The organism is Methylotuvimicrobium buryatense 5G (assembly GCF_000341735.1).
In the GTDB taxonomy this organism is placed as follows: Bacteria; Pseudomonadota; Gammaproteobacteria; order Methylococcales; family Methylomonadaceae; genus Methylotuvimicrobium; species Methylotuvimicrobium buryatense.
Map to the genome: position 1 here is coordinate 4,113,096 of NZ_KB455575.1, position 17,155 is coordinate 4,130,250.

Here is a 17,155-nt window from a genome sequence, read left to right on the forward strand (position 1 = left end):
TTTATCGATTAAGCAAGGCCGCGAATTTTGGCGTTTAATCTGCTTTTGCTGCGTGCGGCTTTGTTTTTGTGGATCAGGCCTTTGTTGACTGCGGAATCGATAATGGGGACCGCAGTTTGAAAAGCGGCTTGCGCTTTTTCTTTGTCGCCTGCGTTGACCGCAGCCAGAACTTTTTTGATGAAAGTACGCAGATTGCTGCGTTGTCCAGCGTTACGAATGCGGCTTTTTTCCGCTTGTCGCGCCCGCTTCTTAGCTTGTGCTGTATTAGCCATAGTATATCGATTCGTAAAGGGTGAGTTAATAAGACCGCATATTATCTTGCGTAGTGCTACTATTGTCAATTTTTAATGATGTGAGAAATAGTCGTTTTGGGCAGGGAGATTGTTAAAACAACAATGATCGCCAGTTTTATGACGATGCTTTCGCGTATTGTGGATGCCTTAGAAATATGTTGATTGCCAGGCTTTTCGGCGTCGATGCGGCTCCTGATGCATTTTTCGTGGCTTTCAAAATACCAAATTTTTTGCGGCGCCGATAGTGGCTTTGGCCTGGAGCGTTTTACTTGCGGGTTTGTTGTGACTTAGGTTGAGTATAGGCGGCGCGTTTTTCCAGCAATTCCCAGTTTGAGCAGTTTCGCCGATTTTAGGGTGTGGGGTATGCCTGTCGAGGAACGCCGTAAACCCATCCATGGGGGCTTGGCGGCAGCTAAGCGCCAAGGATGGTGTGAATGCAGATTTTGCATTACGCCAAGGATGGCGTGTAGTAGGGCAATGCAGGACAGAAAAATGCTCCTGCATTTTCTGCATTCATTACATCCATGTAACTCAGCAATTGCCGAGGAGCAAAAATCTGCCCCTGCTGCCGACATCCTCGCCAAGCATACCCCACACCCTTTTTGATTTCCAAATTGGGAATTGCTGCTGGGGTGCAAATTGTCGGTCACATACGCCGGATAATGGTAGAATTCACTGTTTTTCCAGCAAGATGTGTTCATGCGATTGATAAGAGGATTGGCTCACATTGAGCCCATGCCGAAAGGTTGTGTGCTGACGATAGGCAATTTCGACGGTTTGCACTTAGGTCACCGGGCGGTTATCGACAAATTGGCACGGCAAGGCCGGGAAATGGGGTTGCCGTCGGTCGCTTTGATATTCGAACCCCAGCCATTGGAATATTTTCAAGGCAGAAATGCGCCGTCGCGTCTGACCCGATTACGGGAAAAAATTATTCAGTTCTCGGATTCGCCGATTGATCGAGTATTGATACTACGTTTTAATCGCTTCTTTGCCGATTTGGATGCAGAGGCTTTTATCGAAGGTATTTTGCTGAAACGGCTGAATGTCAAATATCTCGTGGTCGGTGATGATTTTCATTTCGGCAAGGCGCGGCGCGGTAATTTCGCGATGCTGAAGGAAAAGGGCCTTGAATTCGGCTTTCAAGTCGAAGATACGCCTTCTTACCAATTGGACGGGCATCGAGTTAGCAGCACGATGATTCGGGATGCCTTGGGCGAGGGCGACTTGGATTATGCGGCCAGTATGCTGGGGCGTTCTTATTCGGTTTGTGGTCGAGTGGCCTATGGCGATAAGATAGGGCGCACGATAGGATTTCCAACCGCGAACATTCAGCTATCGCGAAAAAACACGCCGATCGAGGGTGTGTTCGCGGTTGTCATGACAGGCATCGACGGACGGGAAATTCCCGGTGTTGCTAATGTCGGAACCCGGCCGACCGTGGGCGGCGGTTCGAAGGTGATTTTGGAAACCCATTTATTCGATTTCAATCGCGATATTTACGGGCACTATGTCGAAGTGCATTTCAAGAAGAAAATAAGAAATGAAATGCGTTTTCCTTCGCTGACCGAACTCAAGGCGCAAATCGTCAACGATGTGGCCGAAGCTAAAAAAATTTTACTGATTTAACTTAAGTTAACGACGATGGATTATAAAACTACACTGAATTTACCTAAAACGGACTTTCCGATGAAAGCCAATCTGGCGCAACGCGAACCGGAGCGGCTGGCGGCTTGGAACGACATCGATCTGTATCGAAAAATCAGGGAAGAGTTTGCCGGCCGCCCTCGCTTCATTCTGCATGACGGACCTCCTTATGCGAACGGTGCGATTCATATCGGTCACGCGGTCAATAAAGTTTTGAAAGATATCATCGTCAAGTCTAAATCATTGAGCGGATTTGATGCGCCTTATGTACCGGGTTGGGATTGTCACGGTCTACCGATCGAGCTGATGGTCGAAAAGAAAGTCGGCAAGGCCGGCGGCAAAGTTTCCGAGGCCGAATTCCGCAATGCCTGCCGCGACTATGCGGCCAAGCAAGTCGAGATGCAAAAGGGCGAATTCATTCGCTTGGGTGTATTGGGCGAATGGGATAACCCGTATTTGACGATGAATTACAAGTTCGAAGCCGATATCGTTCGCGCACTCGGCAAGATCAGCAAAAACGGTCATCTCAGTAAAGGCGCTAAACCTGTACATTGGTGTACCGATTGCGGTTCGGCGCTGGCCGAGGCCGAAGTCGAATATGAAGACAAGCATTCGCCGGCCATCGATGTGCGTTTTCAGGTCGTCGATGAAGCCGCATTTTTGGCGCGCTGTCATCATGTGCCCGAGCACGAAGGCGAAGGCCCAATCTCGGTCGTGATTTGGACGACCACGCCGTGGACCTTGCCGGCCAACCAGGCTGTAGCATTGAACCCGGAATTGGAATATGCGGTCGTGCAATGCGAAAAAGACGGCGCGAAGGAAAGGCTGGTCTTGGCCGAAGCCTTACTGAAAGATGCAATGCTTCGTTATGGCTTTGAAGATTATCATGTGATCGCTTATTGCAAGGGCGACGCTTTGGAAAATCAGTTGTTGCAACATCCGTTCTATGCGCGCCAAGTGCCGGTGATACTCGGCGATCATGTCACGATCGAGGCAGGTACCGGGGCGGTACATACTGCGCCCGGTCATGGTCAGGAAGACTATGTCGTCGGCTTGAAGTACGATTTGCCGGTCGATAACCCGGTCGGCGACAACGGTGTATTCTTGCCGAATACCGAATTGTTTGCCGGCGAGCATGTTTTTACCGCGAACGATCATGTCTTGGCTGTTTTGGCTGAGCGAGGAAAACTGGTGCATCACGAATCGATGCTGCACAGTTATCCGCATTGCTGGCGGCATAAGACGCCGATCATCTTCCGCGCGACGCCGCAATGGTTTATCTCGATGGAGAAAAACGGTTTGCGCGACAAGGCGCTTGAGGAGATAGGCAAGGTCCAATGGATACCGGACTGGGGGCAGGCCCGTATCGAAGGCATGGTCGGCGGCCGTCCGGATTGGTGCGTATCGCGTCAGCGTACCTGGGGCGTGCCGATTGCGTTATTCGTGCATAAGGAAACCGGCGACTTGCATCCGAACACCGAGGCATTGATCGAACAAGTGGCTCTGCGCATCGAACAAAAAGGCATCGACGCCTGGTTCGAATTGGACGCGGCCGAATTACTCGGTGCCGATGCCGAACATTACGAAAAAATGCAAGATACGCTCGATGTCTGGTTCGATTCCGGTGTGACGCATTATGCCGTACTCGATGCCCGGGATAACCTGGATTTTCCGGCAGACTTGTATTTGGAAGGGTCGGATCAACATCGCGGTTGGTTTCAATCGTCCCTCTTGGCATCGGTTGCGATGCGCGGTGTGGCGCCTTATAAAGCGGTATTGACGCACGGCTTCACGGTTGATGCGGACGGCAAAAAAATGTCCAAGTCGAGCGGTAACGTTGTCGCGCCGCAAACGATCATGAAAACCTTGGGTGCCGATGTGTTGCGTTTGTGGGTTTCGGCGACCGATTATCGCGCCGAAATGAATGTCTCGGACGAAATTCTGAAAAGAACCTCCGATGTCTACCGACGCTTGCGTAATACCGCGCGTTTCTTGCTGTCCAATTTGGACGGCTTCGATCCGGCCCTGCATAAGGTTCCTGCGAACGAACTATTGGCATTGGACCGCTGGGTCGTCGACCGCGCTTATTGTTTGCAGCAAGAGGTCGTTGCCGCATACGAAAGCTATCAATTCCACCAGGTCTACCAAAAAGTGCATAACTTCTGCGCAGTCGACCTCGGCGGGTTTTATCTGGACATCATCAAAGACCGGCAATATACCGCGAAAGAGGACGGTTTGGCGCGCCGTTCCGCGCAAACCGCGATGTATCATGTCGCCGAGGCATTGACGCGTTGGCTATCGCCAATCATCAGCTATACCGCCGACGAAATCTGGCACTATTTGCCGGGGCAGCGCAGTCAATCCGTATTTCTCGAAACTTGGTACCAAGGGCTTTTCGAGTTGGACAAAGATTCTTCGATGGACAGAGCCTTTTGGGTAAAGGTAATGGCCGTGCGCGAAGCGGTCAGCAAGGAATTGGAGCGGGTGCGCAAAACCGGTGCGATCGGCGCATCCCTCAATGCCGAGGTCGCTTTGTATGCCGACGAACGCTACTTCCCTGTCTTGAAACAACTCGAGAGCGAATTGCACTTTGTGTTTATTACGTCTGCGGCAACTGTTCAAGAGCTGGCATCGAGTCCCGATGATGCCGTTCAATCCGAGTTGGAAGGATTAAAGATCAAGGTTTCGGTATCCGAGCATGCCAAATGCGTGCGCTGCTGGCACCAGCGCGCCGATATTGGCGTCGATCCGAATCATCCGGAATTGTGCGGACGCTGCGTCGAGAATATAGTCGGCGACGGCGAAGTCAGGCATTACGCGTAAATAAGGACTAGTCGTATGTATAAATGGCTTTGGTTATCGTTTGTCGTGCTGGTTCTGGATCAAGTTACCAAGCTTGCGGTAGCGGCAAACATGCAGCTTTATCAATCGATTCAAGTATTGCCGTTTTTTAATCTGACCTATGTGCATAATACCGGTGCGGCGTTCAGTTTCTTGAGCGAAGCCGGCGGCTGGCAGCGCTGGTTTTTTGCCGTGCTGGCCTTCGTGATCAGCGTTGTGATAACGGTTTGGTTGGCAAGGCTCAAGCGGCATGAAACCCTGTTGGCGGTTTCGTTGGCATTGGTGCTGGGCGGTGCGGTCGGCAATTTGATCGACCGGCTCGCTTACGGTTATGTAATCGACTTTCTCGATGTTTATTATCAGGATTGGCATTGGCCGGCGTTCAACATCGCCGACTCGGCAATTACGATCGGTGTCGCGTTGATGATTGCCGAGTCGTTCGGTTTTGGCAAAAAAGACGAAGCCTCGTGAAAAAGCGGTGTGTACGCAATGCGTACCTTTTGATGAGTATCCTGACCCGGTTCGCTCGAAAGGGTTCTCGAAGCCTACACTACGTTACTCCCTTTATACTCAAAAAATGGCTAACTTTATGAAGGTGTGGGGTGTGGCTAGCGAGGATGTCGGCAGCAGGGATCGCTGCCGTCAAGCCCCCATGGAAGGGTTCACGGCGGTCCTCGATAGACACATCCCATACCTTTTATTCTTAGACGGTTTTTCAATCAAAAGGGAGTAGGAATATGCACAAAATAACTTCTACAAGCATTAAGCATTGTGGCGGTTCGGTGACTCGCTTGACAGGACGCCGTGAATACGCCCATGTAGGCTTGACGGCGGAATCTGATTGCCATGGATGGCATGAATGCAGATTTTGCATTACGCCATGGATGGCGTGTAGTAGAGCAATGCAGGAGCAATTGCCGAGGAGCAAAAATCTGCCCTGCCGCCGTCACCTGTCAATCGAGCCACCGAACCCCCTTTCCACATTTGTCGAAGTTATTTCATGCTCGTTCCTTAATAAATCGAGCAGCCTATCCCAATCGAACGACGGGCCCGGGTCGGTCTTGCGGTTAGGTGCAATATCGCTGTGTCCGGTCAGCGTTTGTTTGGACAATTTCGGATAATGCTTAAATAGACACTGGAGCGTTGCCGCGAGTTGTTCATATTGCTCGTCGGTGTAGGGAGATGTTTCGGTCCCTTCGAGCTCGATGCCGATTGAAAAATCATTACAGCGTTCGCGGCCTCGATAGCTTGAAAGGCCCGCATGCCAGGCGCGTTTGTCGAATGGTACGTATTGTACGACTTCGCCGGTCCTTCGGATCAGCAAATGCGCCGAGACTCTTATTTGATGAATGTCTTGAAAATAAGGGTGATCGCCGGGACATAATGTATTGCTAAACAAGCGGTCGATATGCGGCGTGCCGAATTCGCCGGGCGGCAAGCTGATGCAATGAATCACAATTAGCGAAATATCGTTAGGGTCGGGGCGTTCGTCATGATTCGGTGAAGGCCTTTGCGTACAATCATCGAGACAGTGATTCGAGAGTATCATGGGCTTTTTAAAATTATGCGGAGCATTAAAGTATGAACCAATCGTCCATTATTGAGCAAATTCAACTTTTCCTCGAAGAAGATATCGGTACCGGCGATATTACCGCGCAAATCATTCCCGAAAACAAAAACGCTCGGGCTGAAGTCATCACGCGTGAAGACATGGTTTTGTGCGGACACGCCTGTTTCGACGCCGTGTTCCGGCTCCTAGACGAAAATGTACATATCGAATGGCTAGTCACCGAAGGTGATAAGGTCTCCAAGGATACTGTGCTATGTCGGTTACAGGGTAATGCTCGTGCCTTGTTGACCGGCGAACGAAGTGCGTTAAATATTCTACAAACAATGTCCGCAACCGCGACGCAAGCGAGAGAATACGCCGATGCCGTAGCCGGAACGAATTGCCGAATCCTCGACACGCGCAAAACCCTACCCGGTTTGAGAAAACTTCAAAAATACGCAGTGGCTTGCGGCGGCTGTATTAATCATCGGCTTGGGCTGTTCGACGGTATCTTGATCAAAGAAAATCATATCATTGCGGCGGGCTCGATTGCCGCCGCAGTGCAAATGGCGCGCGAAATATCCGAATTGCCGGTCGAAATTGAAGTGGAGAATCTTCAAGAGTTTGAACAGGCGCTTGCTGCCGCGCCGGACCGGATCATGCTCGATAATTTCAGCCTTCACGATTTGAAGGCCGCGGTTAAGCTAAACGGCGACCGGGTCGAGTTGGAAGCGTCCGGTAATGTCGATCTGAAAAGCGTTAAAAAAATTGCCGAAACCGGCGTCGATTTTATTTCAGTAGGGGCTTTGACCAAAAATGTTAAAGCGATCGACCTTTCGATGCGTATCAACCTGGTGAATTGACATGAGCGAAAAAATAGCGGATTTATGCCGGCTAATCAATCACGGCGTTTATGTGATCGGCGTGCGCGACCGCGAAAAAACCAATGCCTTTACCGCAGCGTGGCTCATGCAGGTGTCTTTCGATCCGGTCATGTTGGCGCTGAGCATCAATCCTGAGCACAATTCTTATCGGCTGCTCGAATCGGGCCGATGCTGTACAGTCAATGTCCTAGGTCGAGATCAAATGGCTATCGCGGAACATTTCGGCCGCTCCGTACCCGATAAAATGACGGGATATGCCTGGCAACAGGCGAAAACCGGCGCACCGGTATTACCTGAAAGTCTCGCCTATTTCGATTGCGAGCTCAGCCATTTCACCGATGCCGGCGATCATCGCATCGCTGTGTTGAGCGTCGTCGATGCGGCGATGCTTAGAAGCGGTCCTTCGATGCTCTATAGTCAGACCGGCGATATGGATGGCAGCAGTGAGCTTTACCAGGAATAGCAAGAATAAGCCTTCCGCTGTTGTTTGATAGACCCCACATGGCTGATGTACGCGATGATCAGCTGTTTCATCCTTCGATGCCGCTCGGGATTCTTTCCATTCCTTGGTCTAGCTAAATTTCATTAGCAAAAGCTACGGGTCGATTTGCTGCCAGAAGCAGATCTCTCTTATTCGATTTTCTGTACTCTGAAACATCAGTTCGTAAGTATTCATACGTATAGTTTTCAGATGATGATTCATAGATACTAACCCCCCGATAAAACAGAATAATCCTATATCTTAAGAGAGAGCTCACCATGATGAATCGTACCTTTAATCTTAAGGTCTCATCTTCACAATCCCATAGAGAAATTAGCCGTAACATCGCTTTCCATGAAGCGGGCCATGCTGCAGCCATACATTTGGGCAACCAACAGAAAGGACTGCCGCCGGTTTTTTTTCAGATATGTGTCAAACCGTTAAATACCGACTTTCAGTCGTCCGAGCGTTTGGGAGATCGATCGGCTCGCTATATGGCTAAAGTAGAAGGTGGTCGCTTGATTCATACGATAGCAACCTCGTTTCACGAAACGACAAAATACTTTTCTAATGCACAAAAGCTTGTTTATCAGTGTGCTTTCGAAGCCGATATCATCAATTTACTCGTTGGACCGCTGGCCGAAGCCAGATATATCGCATTGCGCGACAATGAGCCCATAAACCCTCGGCTAGTGAATATCGAGGCGCTGCAATATTATGGCGGATCATCCGATTTGGAGCTAGTCAACGAGTATCTTGATTGCTTTGTTGTGACTCGGGAACTTAGAGAGAAAAAACTCAATACGCTCTTCATGGACGCATTCAATTTTATCAATGATAGGTCAAATTGGCTCGCAATTACTGCGCTGGCCGACTTTGTGTTATCGACCGATAGAAATGTCCTTCAATTTGAACAAATTGGATCAATACTTGACCAGGGCAAGATACTGACAAAGAACTAACTAAAAAGGCGCTATCGACAACTAGTCTAGGTTCATTGTTTTCAATAAATTCGAGGGGGTTAGCTGTTTTATGAAAAAGATGCCCCATAGCACTATCGATGACAGCCATCTGCCTCAGCAAACTGAACTACAACTCAGTAAAATGTCGGCGGCAATCGCCCAAAAAGCGACAGGTTCCCAAAATCTACAACGCCAACTAAAAGCCCGCCGGGGCGAACTGGACAAGTTGCGCATTGCCCCGACTCAACTTGATGCCTCGTTAGAACGTTACAACAAGCTCGACGATTTTATACCCGTTGCCTATTTCATGCTGGCCTCCGATAGCAGCATTGTCGATGCTAATCAGGCTGCAGAGTGGCTGCTTGGCATACCGCGGTCGACTTTATGCCTACAACATTTTGCAAAGCTAGTCGCTGAAGAGTCTCAATCTACATTCAATGCTTTTCTGGAGAAAACATTTTCAATCAGGCATCATCAAAGCTGCGAGGTGACGTTAAAAATAGCCGGGCGAATGATTTGGATAGAAATTAAGGCCATTGCCGATCCTTTACTTCAAATCTGTCGTGCCGCGGTTTCGGACATTACCGAACGCAAGCAAACCGAGCGTCGATTACAAATTGCCACAATGGCCTATCAGGCGATAGACGAAGCTATTTTGATTACCGACGCCAGTTACCGTATCGTTGCCGTCAATCCCGCTTTCACAAAACTTACCGGCTACACCGAAGAGGAAGTCGTCGGTCAATTCGCACATTTTTATAAATCCGAGTGCCATGACAGTCGTTTCTATTTGAATATCTGGAAGGCCTTGCGGAAAACCGGACATTGGCAGGGCGAGATTTGGAAGCGTCGCAAGAATGGTGAAATTTATCTTGAATGGTTGAGAATCAATACCAATTACGACAGCAACGGTAAGGTACTGCAGCGTGTCGCGATTAGCACCGACATTACCGACCGCAAGCGCGCGGAAGAAACGATGTGGAAACGAGCAAACTTCGATCAGCTAACCTGCTTACCCAACCGGTATTTGTTTTATGACCGCATGCAATTGGCAATCAAACAAGCCTACAGGGAAGGTCGGACGATGGCTTTGATGTTGCTTGACCTCGACCGTTTCAAGGAAATCAATGATACCTTGGGGCACGACATGGGTGACAGTCTGTTGTTGGAGATTGCGCGGCGGTTGAACCATTGTGTGCGCGAGACCGACACGGTGGCGCGCTTGGGCGGCGATGAGTTCGCCATTATTCTGAATGAAATGGAGGATCGTGTCAGCATTGAACGCATTGCTCAAGGTATATTGCAACAACTGGCTGAGCCGCTTTTGTTGAATGGCAAAAAGGTCAATATTTCCGCTAGTATCGGTATCACATTTTATCCGGAGGATGCCTCCGAAATTGAAACATTGATGAAGAATGCCGATCAAGCCATGTATGACGCCAAAGAGGCGGGCCGTAACCGGTTCAGTTATTTCACTCATACCATACAGGAGACTGTTCGATCCCAAGCCATTTTAGATAACGATTTGCGAGATGCGCTTGCCGATAATCAGTTGCAGTTGCACTATCAGCCCATTATCGAATTGGCAAGCGGAGTAATTTATAAGGCGGAGGCGCTGATCCGCTGGCGACATCCGCAGCAGGGATGGCTTAATCCGACGGATTTTATTGCGGTTGCCGAGAAAACAGGATTAATCGTTGAAATTAGCGATTGGGTATTTAAAGAAGCGGCACGACAAGTGAAGCTCTGGCGAAGATATTTTGATAAACGTTTTCAGATCAGCATCAACGGCTCTCCAATGTTATTCCATTACGGCAGCGAACATCAAAATAGTTGGTTCGAGCATTTGCAACAAAATGGACTTACGGTTGACAGTATTGGAGTCGAAATAGGCGAAGGTCTTCTATTGGACACTTCACATGCTATTTCAAGCACTTTGTCTTCGTTCTGTGAAATTGGCATGCCGATCAGTATCGACGATTTTGGCACCGGTTGCTCATCATTGTCCTGCTTGCAAAAATTTCATATTGCATATCTAAAAATAGATCGGTCGTTTGTCAGCCAGTTGCTGAATCAATCGAATAAAATAATGCTTTGTGAAGCGATGATTGCTATGGCGCACAAACTCAAGATAAAGGTGATCGCGGAAGGGGTGGAAACCCATGAACAGCGAGAGCAACTCGAAAAAATGGGCTGTGATTTTGCTCAAGGTTACCTACTTTCAAAACCCCTATCCGCCGAAGCCTTTGATACGTTGCTACAGAAACGCGAATGAACGGTCGACTGAAAAACAGGTTTGAGTCTTTTCTGAAATCATCACTACTTTTACCCTACCCGGACAAGCCGGAACCGAAAAGGACTGCCCAAAAATGCATAAGTTTCTGTTTGTATTGAAAATAGGGGGGGTCCTGTCAGAAAATGTTAAGACTTGGTCGATAAGTAGCTAATCAGTGTTTTAAAAAACCAGATATTGACGCAATTCGAGCGATCGTTGAGATCTCTTTGCTTGTAAAGAATATAGTGGACCCCAAAATCCAGACAATAGTTTAAGATGGTGTCTATCATAAAAAAGGTAGGCGAGAATGAGTGAAAAAAAGCGCACGTTGATGACCAGTACACAAAAGGCTAAAGTGGCACTGGAGGCTGTAAAAGGGAGTAAAACGGTTAATGAAATAGCACAAGACTATAGTGTTCATCCGACCCAAGTAGGTCTATGGAAGAAGGCTTTATTGGAAAATGCCAGTCAATTGTTTGACGTAAAGCGTGGCCCCAAGGCCATTGATCCGCAAAGCGATCCAGAGCGCTTGTACGCCAAGATTGGCCAGCTCAACATGGAGCTGGAATGGCTTAAAAAAAAGTCCGGGATCAACCTTTAAGCCTGCGTCAGGGCTGGATTAATTCAAGTGCTGGACTGTCGGTAGCCGCACAGTGCCGACTGGCTGGCATCGCACGATCGACAGTGTATACGGACAAGCACGAAGTAGATGAAGTCGAACTGATGTTGCTACGCTTACTGGATGAAGAATATACTCGGCATCCCTTTTATGGCAGCCGGAAAATGACGGTTTGGCTACGCATGCAAGGTCATGCCGTGAACCGAAAGCGTGTGCAACGCTTGATGCGGATATTGGGCCTGATTGCGATGGTTCCAGGCCCGAATACTAGCAAAAAACATCCTGAACATACGGTTTATCCGTATTTGCTCAGAGGGCTCAGTGTGATTCGCCCGAATCAGGTCTGGAGTACGGACATCACCTACATCCGGCTCGCACATGGTTTTGTATACCTGGTGGCGATTATGGATTGGTACAGCCACAAAATCTTGGCTTGGCGGGTGTCGAACACGATGGATGTTGGGTTTTGTGTGGACTGTTTAACGGCTGCTCTCAAGCAATACGGAGCACCGGAGATTTTCAACACCGACCAGGGTTCGCAATTCACCAGTGACAAATGGGTCGCTGTGTTACAAGAAAACAGCATCAAAATCAGCATGGATGGACGGGGGCGAGCATTGGACAATATCTTTGTTGAACGTCTCTGGCGGAGTGTTAAGTACGAGGATATTTATCCGAAAAACTATGTTTATATGCCTGAGCTATTGTTGGGGTTGACCGAGTATTTTGCCTTCTACAACGGTGAGCGATATCACCAGGCATTAGGCTATAAAACACCTGATCAAATCTATCAGACAGCGGAAGGCGGTGGGGCAATGATTGTGGATAAATTTAACGAACGGACAGATAAAGAGACTACCGGCGGACTCCATGTGGACAAAGCGTGAATTTCCTTCGGAACGTGTGGATAAGCTGATAGAAAACTGCTTAGGCAGTTTACCACGAGCTTACCCACACTAATTCACCCTTTGACCACATTCCGCCGCAGCAAGCATGATGGAATATCAAAATGCCTGCGGCGCAATAATAACAATTTAATAAAATGAAAAAGGAAATGACTTAATTTTTGAGTCATTGGTTTAGACAATAGAGAAGAATTGGGGCAGCGCCAGTCAGCTGTAACAAAGACAACACCCTCTTAAACTCGGTGATAAATTGTCTGGACAATGGGGTCCACTATAGAATGAGAGCTTATTGACAGTAGATGAGAGAAAGAATATCAATTTGTTAGGCAAACACAATTTATGTAGCTCGACCCAAAATTGACACTCGTCAATAAACATTGAATATCAGAGCCGATGACCGACGCGCGATGTAAAATCCAAACAATTTTCTTTGATTTAGGCGATCAACCTGCCGTGTTGCGATACGGACTGGCGGTACTGGTCGTCGTCGCCACGACATTCGCGACCATTTATTTTCCAGTGATAGGTGATCGCGCTGCATTTTTGTTATTTGCTTTCGGGATTAATCTGGTCTCTTTCTGGTTAGGGAAGAACCCCGGCTTTCTTGCGGCGGCATTATCCTTGATCGCAGTCAATGCACTGATATTGTTTCCGGCCGAGACCGAATTCGACGACCTATTGATATTAAACGCAGCCTTTTGCTTTGTCTCAGTGGTTATGGTCGCGACAACCAGCTTTCATAGGCGAATCACCCATGCGTTATGGGAAAGTCGACAGGATTTGGATCGTGCGCAAACGGTCGGGCAAATCGGTAGCTGGCGGCTGGATATCAAGCGTGACGAATTAATTTGGTCCGACGAGAATCACCGTATTTTCGGTATTCCGATAGGCACGCCGAAGACCTATCAGACTTTTCTAGCCATCGTGCATCCGGAAGACCGGGACTATGTCGACCGGATGTGGCGAGCGGGTCTGCGCGGCGAGCCCTATGATATCGAGCACCGTTTGTTGGTAGATGGCGCAGTGAAATGGGTTCGAGAAAAGGCTTGGCTGGAATACGATAAAAAGGGCAACTTGCTAGGCGGGTTCGGGACCACGCAAGATATTACCGATCACAAACGCAACGAATTGGAGCTGCGGGACAGTCGGCAGCGCTATGCTGACATAGTCGAGTCGGCTAGCGATGCGATTATTACTATCGACGTCGATCAACGTATTTTGCTATTCAACTCAGCAGCGGAAAAAATGTTCGGTTGCAGTACGGATGAAGCCATCGGCGGGACTATCGAACGTTTTATGCCCGAGCGGTTCCGCGCTGCACATGGCTCATCTATTCGTGGATTCGATGATGCAGGAGTTGCTCATCGAATAAAAAATGGACTGTCGTCCATTAGGGGAATACGAGCCGATGGCGAAGAGTTCCCGATCGAGGCGTCCATTTCCAAGTGCGAGATAAACGGCGAGAAAACCTTTACCGTGATCATGCGCGACGTGACCGACCGCACGAATGCGGAATTGGCCATGAAGGAGCAGATAAGATTACAGGACCAATTAACCAAGGTTGCCGCAACAGTGCCTGGGGTCATTTGTTCGTTCCGATTACGCCCTGACGGCACGGCATGCATGCCTTATGCCAGTCCGCTGTTCGAATCGGTATATGGGTTCAGCCCCGAGCTTGTGGTCGAGGATTTTAGCCCTGTTTTCGCTCGCACCCATCCCGACGATCTCGTTCATATCCATGCAACCATTGCCGAATCGGCTCGTACCCTCCAGGCTTGGCGAGATGCGTTCCGCTACAATCATCCGACCAAAGGCGAGATTTGGATCGAAGGTCATTCGATGCCGCGGAGCGAGACGGATGGCGGCATTCTCTGGCATGGTTATATCCAAGACATTACCGACCGTAAGCTGGCCGAATTGACATTACGCGACCGGGAAAACGAATTACGTTTGATCATGGACGCGACGCCCGCGCTGATCTCTTATTTGGATACCGAGTTTAAGTATTTGCGAGTCAATGCGACCTATGAAAAATGGTTCGGTATCACAGCGGATCGGATCCTTGGTCGAAAAGCACCGGAAATCATCGGTCAAGAAGCCTGGCGTACCGTTAAACCCTATTTCGAACGTGCCCTTGCAGGGGAGCAGGTAAATTTTGATCAACAAATACCCTACGGGCATGGAGAGCCTCGCTGGGTCCAGGCCACTTATATTCCTAATACGGATACGACCGGAAAGATCAAGGGTGTCGTCGTGCATGTCGTCGATGTTACGGATAGAAAGCTGACCGAGAAAAAAATTGATTTACTAAACCGGAGCTTGGAGCGCAGAGTAGAAGAGATGCAAGTCATTTTCAATACTGCACCGATCGGACTGTGCATTGCCGATGGCTCGGACGTCTACGATATTCGCGGTAATCCGGCGCTTGAGGTGATGCTCGGCATACCGATGAGGGTCGGTCTTTCCAACCGTAGTGAAGTTATGAACGCCATTCGTGTCATGCAAAACGGGCTCGAGCTGGCAAATGAGGATTTACCGATGCGGCGCGCCGTTCGCGGAGAAGTAGTCAAAAACCAAGTCATCGATATTATTCGTCCCGACAGCCAACAGATAACAATACTCGGCAATGCTTCGCCCTTATTTAACGAACAAGGCGAGCCGCGTGGTGCCGTGGGGGCTTTTCTAGATATCACGGCGCTCAAACAGGCCGAGCAAGAGCTGCGCAACTCCGAAGCTCGACTCGCCCTGGTCGTCGAAGAAGTCAATGCCGGATATTGGGACTGGGATTTGATTACCCGTCAGTTATTTTTATCGCCCGAATTAAAACGGCAAATCGGCCTTGACGATAGCGAATCACTTAACCGGAGCGAGGATTGGGAAAGCCGCTTGCATTCGGACGATCGAGCATATGTCATGGCGACGATAGAAAACTTCATTGCCGATCACAAGCCGAATTTTGAATTGGAGTTTCGCTTGCGCCACAAAGACGGGTCTTACCGTTGGATTCATTCACGCGGTGTTTTGTTGAGCGATCAAAATAATCGAGCCTACCGTATCCTGGGCATCAATTTAGACATTACCGACTACATGAAGCAAAAGAAGCTCAACGAGCGGCGCGACAAAATGGAACAGTCGTCCCGATTATATGTTGCGGTCCAGACGGCCGCTGCGTTTGCCCACGAATTGAACCAGCCGCTGTCGGCTATCTCCTCTTATGCCGATGTGGCGCTGCATTTGTGTCAAACGGATAATCCTAATCCGCAAAAACTTTGTCAAGTCATGGAAAAATGTTCACAGCAAGCGCAACGCGCCGGCGAAGTGATACGGCAATTAGTGAGCCTATTGCAAAAAGGGGAAACCGTTAGCGAACCGGTAGATATCAATGCCGCGATCCATGAAGTGTTCGATTTAATGAAAACCGATGGGCTCTCTGATGAATTTAAAATTGAGCTGGATCTTGCCGTTGACTTGCCTCCGGTTAAGGCCAATGCTCTGCAGATACAGAAGGTATTGATCAATCTGCTACGTAATGGCCTGGAGTCTATGTTGGAACAGAGAGAAAAAGCCGAAGCGATCATCGTGACAACGCAACGCGATGAGGCCGATCCAACCATGATTCGGGTGACAGTGCGCGATAGCGGAATAGGTGTCGAGAATCCTGCTGCGCTTAGAAATATCTTTCAACCTTTTCATAGCACTAAACCGGCCGGTTTAGGAATGGGTCTTGCGATAAGCCGTTCTTTGATTGCGGCCCACGGCGGAAAAATGTGGGCCGAGCCAAATGCGGGCAACGGCCTTAGCATCCACTTTACCTTGCCATGCGCGATATAAGCACTCAAACCTTCTACGTCTTCATCGTCGATGACGATGATGCGGTGCGTGACGGCCTCGGGCAGGTTATGGAAGTTGCCGGCTTTAATTATCAAGCTTTCGAGAGTGCCGAGCATTTTCTGCAAGCTTATTGTCCGGGTAAGAGAGGATGCTTGGTTCTCGATCTCAACATGCCGGATATGACCGGCGACGAGTTGCAAACCGAATTGACCCGCCGGGATATTCATTTGCCTATCATTTTCCTGACCGGTTATGGAGACATACCCACGACCGTTCGCGTGATCAAAGCCGGAGCGGTTGATTTTCTGACGAAGCCCGTTTCCAGTAAGTTATTGATCGAACGGATTCGGGGAGTCCTAGAGCAAGAAGCCCGGAGGTACGAAGACTCGCTACTGGCAGAGCAAGCGCTCTGTAGGCGTTTAAACGGTCTTACCACCCGCGAATCGGAAGTGATGTCGCTGGTGGTGGCGGGCCATGCCAATAAGGAAATCGCAAGACAGCTCGGCATCAGCCACCGTACCGTCGAGGTGCACCGTGCTCGAGTCATGGAAAAAACGGGTGCAACCAGCCTTCTGGAATTAGCCCGTTTGTGTGAAACTTGTCGACTGCCGCCGGAGGCATCTTCTTCTGAATCGGAATAAATTGATATCGGTATAAGTTTTAACCGAGCCCTCCTTATCAACAATCTGTTCGATATTGAAAAAAGGGACGTTCCTGCTCATTCCTAAGATGTGTAACTGTTTATGTTCGCGTTAACCTATACCCATCGCACTTCAAATTTCGGCATTGACGCATGGAGGTGCCGGGGTGCTAGGTCGATTTTTGCTCCTGCAAAATCGACATTCACGCCATCCATGGCGCTCGCAAA

General features: G+C 49.1%; 13 protein-coding genes. 11 read left to right on the plus strand and 2 right to left on the minus strand.

Annotated features, from left to right (window positions below):
• Positions 1-8 precede the first annotated feature (8 nt).
• On the minus strand, positions 9-272 hold the full coding sequence (rpsT, locus tag METBU_RS0118465) for a 30S ribosomal protein S20 (RefSeq protein WP_017842033.1): 264 nt from the start codon (positions 270-272) through the stop codon (positions 9-11).
• 176 nt (positions 273-448) lie between these two features.
• Here rpsT and METBU_RS28800 point away from each other — a divergent pair, with 176 nt between their 5' ends.
• The 4 genes from METBU_RS28800 to lspA all read left to right on the plus strand — a co-directional run bounded on the left by METBU_RS28800 (position 449) and on the right by lspA (position 5,252).
• Entirely contained in the window at positions 449-538 is a 90-nt protein-coding gene (locus METBU_RS28800) for a lipid II flippase MurJ (protein ID WP_017842034.1), read from the plus strand.
• A gap of 454 nt (positions 539-992) precedes the next feature.
• A complete protein-coding gene (gene ribF, locus METBU_RS0118475) occupies positions 993-1,922 on the plus strand; it encodes a bifunctional riboflavin kinase/FAD synthetase (protein WP_026130320.1) in 930 nt (309 codons plus the stop codon).
• Positions 1,923-1,937: 15 nt separating this feature from the next.
• Complete coding sequence (ileS, locus tag METBU_RS0118480; protein ID WP_017842036.1) at positions 1,938-4,763, plus strand: isoleucine--tRNA ligase; 2,826 nt, start codon at positions 1,938-1,940, stop codon at positions 4,761-4,763.
• A gap of 15 nt (positions 4,764-4,778) precedes the next feature.
• Entirely contained in the window at positions 4,779-5,252 is a 474-nt protein-coding gene (gene lspA / locus METBU_RS0118485) for a signal peptidase II (protein WP_017842037.1), read from the plus strand.
• Between the two features lie 475 nt (positions 5,253-5,727).
• On the opposite strand, the gene ampD is transcribed toward lspA, so the two are convergent.
• Positions 5,728-6,330: a 1,6-anhydro-N-acetylmuramyl-L-alanine amidase AmpD gene (gene ampD, locus METBU_RS0118495; protein ID WP_014149994.1), complete on the minus strand. Its 603-nt coding sequence runs from the start codon at positions 6,328-6,330 to the stop codon at positions 5,728-5,730.
• A gap of 32 nt (positions 6,331-6,362) precedes the next feature.
• On the opposite strand from ampD, the gene nadC reads away from it, so the two are divergent.
• The 7 genes from nadC (at position 6,363) to METBU_RS0118535 (ending at position 16,928) form a co-directional block, all read left to right on the plus strand.
• On the plus strand, positions 6,363-7,193 hold the full coding sequence (gene nadC, locus METBU_RS0118500; RefSeq protein WP_017842039.1) for a carboxylating nicotinate-nucleotide diphosphorylase: 831 nt from the start codon (positions 6,363-6,365) through the stop codon (positions 7,191-7,193).
• A 1-nt stretch (position 7,194) separates the two neighbouring features.
• Positions 7,195-7,677 (plus strand): flavin reductase family protein, encoded by a 483-nt coding sequence (locus tag METBU_RS0118505; protein ID WP_017842040.1) that lies wholly within the window; start codon positions 7,195-7,197, stop codon positions 7,675-7,677.
• 296 nt (positions 7,678-7,973) lie between these two features.
• Positions 7,974-8,657, plus strand: coding sequence for a hypothetical protein (locus METBU_RS0118510; RefSeq protein ID WP_017842041.1), 684 nt, complete (start codon positions 7,974-7,976; stop codon positions 8,655-8,657).
• Positions 8,658-8,727: 70 nt separating this feature from the next.
• Positions 8,728-10,932, plus strand: a complete 2,205-nt coding sequence (locus METBU_RS0118515; protein WP_017842042.1) for a putative bifunctional diguanylate cyclase/phosphodiesterase — start codon at positions 8,728-8,730, stop codon at positions 10,930-10,932.
• Positions 10,933-11,239: 307 nt separating this feature from the next.
• Positions 11,240-12,438, plus strand: a protein-coding gene (locus METBU_RS0118525) for an IS3 family transposase (RefSeq protein WP_085986407.1) whose coding sequence is annotated in 2 segments (ribosomal slippage) — positions 11,240-11,516 and positions 11,516-12,438 — 1,200 coding nt in all. Because the reading frame shifts where the segments join, the coding sequence is not laid out codon by codon here.
• Positions 12,439-12,849: 411 nt separating this feature from the next.
• On the plus strand, positions 12,850-16,287 hold the full coding sequence (locus tag METBU_RS25480; protein ID WP_017842044.1) for a PAS domain S-box protein: 3,438 nt from the start codon (positions 12,850-12,852) through the stop codon (positions 16,285-16,287).
• Positions 16,275-16,928, plus strand: coding sequence for a response regulator transcription factor (locus METBU_RS0118535; protein ID WP_017842045.1), 654 nt, complete (start codon positions 16,275-16,277; stop codon positions 16,926-16,928). Before METBU_RS25480 ends, METBU_RS0118535 begins: the two co-directional genes overlap by 13 nt.
• Positions 16,929-17,155 lie beyond the last annotated feature (227 nt).

Bases quoted from the DNA above. Each gene is read 5' to 3' on its own strand.
- METBU_RS0118535 (WP_017842045.1), top strand. From the start codon at position 16,275: ATGCGCGATATAAGCACTCAAACCTTCTACGTCTTCATCGTCGATGAC.
- METBU_RS0118505 (WP_017842040.1), top strand. From the start codon at position 7,195: ATGAGCGAAAAAATAGCGGATTTATGCCGGCTAATCAATCACGGCGTT.
- ileS (WP_017842036.1), top strand. From the start codon at position 1,938: ATGGATTATAAAACTACACTGAATTTACCTAAAACGGACTTTCCGATG.
- METBU_RS0118510 (WP_017842041.1), top strand. From the start codon at position 7,974: ATGATGAATCGTACCTTTAATCTTAAGGTCTCATCTTCACAATCCCAT.
- rpsT (WP_017842033.1), bottom strand. From the start codon at position 272: ATGGCTAATACAGCACAAGCTAAGAAGCGGGCGCGACAAGCGGAAAAA.
- METBU_RS0118515 (WP_017842042.1), top strand. From the start codon at position 8,728: ATGAAAAAGATGCCCCATAGCACTATCGATGACAGCCATCTGCCTCAG.
- ribF (WP_026130320.1), top strand. From the start codon at position 993: ATGCGATTGATAAGAGGATTGGCTCACATTGAGCCCATGCCGAAAGGT.
- lspA (WP_017842037.1), top strand. From the start codon at position 4,779: ATGTATAAATGGCTTTGGTTATCGTTTGTCGTGCTGGTTCTGGATCAA.
- METBU_RS28800 (WP_017842034.1), top strand. From the start codon at position 449: ATGTTGATTGCCAGGCTTTTCGGCGTCGATGCGGCTCCTGATGCATTT.
- METBU_RS25480 (WP_017842044.1), top strand. From the start codon at position 12,850: ATGACCGACGCGCGATGTAAAATCCAAACAATTTTCTTTGATTTAGGC.
- ampD (WP_014149994.1), bottom strand. From the start codon at position 6,330: ATGATACTCTCGAATCACTGTCTCGATGATTGTACGCAAAGGCCTTCA.
- nadC (WP_017842039.1), top strand. From the start codon at position 6,363: ATGAACCAATCGTCCATTATTGAGCAAATTCAACTTTTCCTCGAAGAA.